2 protein-coding genes are annotated in these 2,569 nt (G+C 71.2%); both read right to left on the reverse strand.

Going from position 1 to position 2,569, the window contains the following annotated elements:
- Positions 1 to 52 precede the first annotated feature (52 nt).
- Positions 53 to 1,249, reverse strand: a complete 1,197-nt coding sequence (locus tag HG543_RS53000; RefSeq protein WP_169352581.1) for a M48 family metalloprotease — start codon at positions 1,247 to 1,249, stop codon at positions 53 to 55.
- Between the two features lie 58 nt (positions 1,250 to 1,307).
- Positions 1,308 to 2,462: a tetratricopeptide repeat protein gene (locus HG543_RS53005; RefSeq protein WP_246357944.1), complete on the reverse strand. Its 1,155-nt coding sequence runs from the start codon at positions 2,460 to 2,462 to the stop codon at positions 1,308 to 1,310.
- Between the last annotated feature and the right edge of the window lie 107 nt (positions 2,463 to 2,569).

Raw genomic sequence — 2,569 nt, forward strand, 5'->3', positions numbered from 1 at the left:
GCTCGGGATGGGCGGGAAGGCGGGAGCGGGAGCCCACCTGCCGGCCGCTTCTTCACGGAGGCGGTGGAAGCGCGGCGAGCCGCTCGCCGATGGGCGGGTGGCTCATGCCCTTGAGGACGACCCAGCGGGGAGGCTCCGGGTCCATCTTGTTCACCCGGGCGGCCTTCACCAGCATCCGGCGGAAGGACTCCACGTCGCCGGTGAGGCGCAGCGCGTAGCGGTCCGCCTCGCGCTCGCGCTCGCGGGAGAAGGCGCCGGCGATGGGCTTTCCCACGAGGAAGACGCAGAAGAGCAGCAGCCAGATGAGCGGCAGGGTGCGGATGTCCGCGAAGCGCGTGGCGCCGAACCAGCCCCGGGAGGCGGACACGCGCAGGAGCCGGTCGATGGCGAAGAGGAAGGCCACCAGCGCGAGCGAGGAGGCGATGCGGCCGAGCCACTTCGATTCGTGGACGTGGCCGGCCTCGTGGGCCACGGCGGCGAGCACCTCGTCCTCGGAGAACTCCTTGAGGATGACGTCGTTGAGGACGATGGTCCGCGTGGGGCCCTGGCCGGCGAAGTATGCCTGGACGCGGCGGGAGGAGACGGACGTCTCCTCCACGCGCATGTCGGCGAAGGAGACGCCGGCCTTCTCCAACAGCCCCGTCAGCCGGGTGCGCAGGGCCCCCTCGGGCAGCGGCTTCTGCTTGTAGTAGAGGAGGTCCCGGTACGGGTCCAGGGCCGAGGCCACGAGCATGAGCAGGGCCACGGGCACGCCCAGCACCAGCCACCAGCGCCGCACGCGGCGCGCCAGCCCGTACAGGCCGATGACGAGCGCGGTGAGGGCGAGGGTCGTCACCGCCTGCTCCTTGAGCACATCCCACGCGTAGGCGCCCGGCGTGTAGTTGGACATGCCGTGCCGGTGCTCCAGCGTGTAGTTGAACCAGGTGTCCACCGGCGTGTAGACGAGCCGGATGAACAGGTCCGTGAGGAGCGCGAAGAGGACGGCCGCGCCCCAGCCGGACTCGCCCCACAGCCGGTCCATGGCCTGGAAGAAGACGCGGCTGACGGGCGCCGTGCGCAGGAAGCCGAGCCTGTGCTCCAGCCCGGCGGCGGCCGCCGTGGCCATCCGGTGGAAGGGCTGGACGAGCACCCCGAGCTGCAACGCCATCAGCCCCAGCCGCGCGAAGGGGTCCACCGCCGCCCGGATGTAGTAGGGCAGGTGGTAGGCGTGAATCTCCGCGAGCTGCTCGGGGGTGAAGAGGGGCTCCATGGGGAGCCCCAGGCTATGCCGTGTGGTGCCGGGAGCCCAACACCGGGCCCCCGGGCCTTCAGGAGTGAGGCTCGCCGTCCGCGGCGGCCGGGTCCGGAGCGGGCTCGCCCTCCGCGTCCGCCAGCAGCAGGGCCTTCATCTTCTCGAGGCTCGCGCGGGTGCGGTCCACGAAGGCGCTCTGCGAGCCGATGCGCTCGGCCGTCTCCAGGGTGCGCTCGTAGATGTTGATGGACTTGGTGATGAGCACGCGAATCTTCTTTCGCAGCTCCTGGCGGTAGACCTGCGCCTCCTCGGCGTTGAGCTCCGCCGGGGCGGGCGAGTTCACCATGTGCTCGTAGAGGTTCTCGTACAGGGCGCCAATCTGCGCGCCCGCGGCGGTGGCCCAGTAGCCGTTGCCCACGCGGATGGAGCGCAGGTAGTGGCCCTGCGCGGACAGGAGCAGCTCCGCCTTGTAGTTGAGGTCCTCGGCCAGCTTGTCCGAGCCCTTCGCCGGGTCCAGCTTCACGCCCTCGTAGTGCAGCCGGTAGATTTCCCCGACGAAGAAGTGCGCCTGGGCGGGGAAGTAGTCGTCCACCTCGTCCTTGTCGGCCAGGGCCTCGTAGGTGGCGAGCGACTTGCGCAGCGTCTTCTCCGCCTCCTCGCCGCGGCCGGCCTCCAGCTGGCAGACGCCCTGCTGCACCTGGGCCTCCAGGCGGCGGTTGACGGGGAGGTCCTCACGCGCGGCGATGGTGCCCAGGAGCTTCACGGCCTCGTCGTAGCGCTCCAGGTGGTAGCGCGACTCGGCCACACGGAAGGCGGCGTCGAGCGCGTCGCCCTGGCCCTTCTCCGGGTCCGCCAGCTCGGAGAAGCGGTGCTCGGCCTCCTCCCACTCCTTGAGGCGCTGGTGGGAAAGGCCCGCGTTGTAGAGGGCCGCGCGGCGGTGGCGGCTGTCCGGGTGGAAGTCCGCGAGCCGGCCGAAGTAGCGCGCCGCCTGCTTGAAGTCATTGGCCGCGAAGGCCGAGGTGCCGCCCGCGAAGAGCTCCTCGTCGTTGAGCTTGTCCAGCTCCAGGTCCGCCGTCACCGTCACGGGGTCGAACTGGAGCTCCTGCTTCGGGGGCGTGCCCTGGCCGTCCCGGGCCGCCGAGCCCGTCGTCCGGCAGCCCGTTACCGCCAGCCCCAGCGCCGCCACCCACCACCACCGCCTGACCGACATGTGCGCCCGCTGAATGCCCATCACGAGTTGCGTCCTCCAAGGCCGGACCCGAGTCCGGCCACCCTCCCGGACACCACCGGGCCCCGGGGAGTTCCCACCTCCAGCGGTGGGCGCGCCCAGCTTAATGC

Origin of the sequence: Pyxidicoccus fallax (assembly GCF_012933655.1) — a bacterium.
GTDB lineage: Bacteria > Myxococcota > Myxococcia > Myxococcales > Myxococcaceae > Myxococcus > Myxococcus fallax.

Coding starts and splice junctions, on each gene's coding strand:
- HG543_RS53000 (WP_169352581.1), bottom strand. CDS start 1,249: ATGGAGCCCCTCTTCACCCCCGAGCAGCTCGCGGAGATTCACGCCTAC.
- HG543_RS53005 (WP_246357944.1), bottom strand. CDS start 2,462: ATGGGCATTCAGCGGGCGCACATGTCGGTCAGGCGGTGGTGGTGGGTG.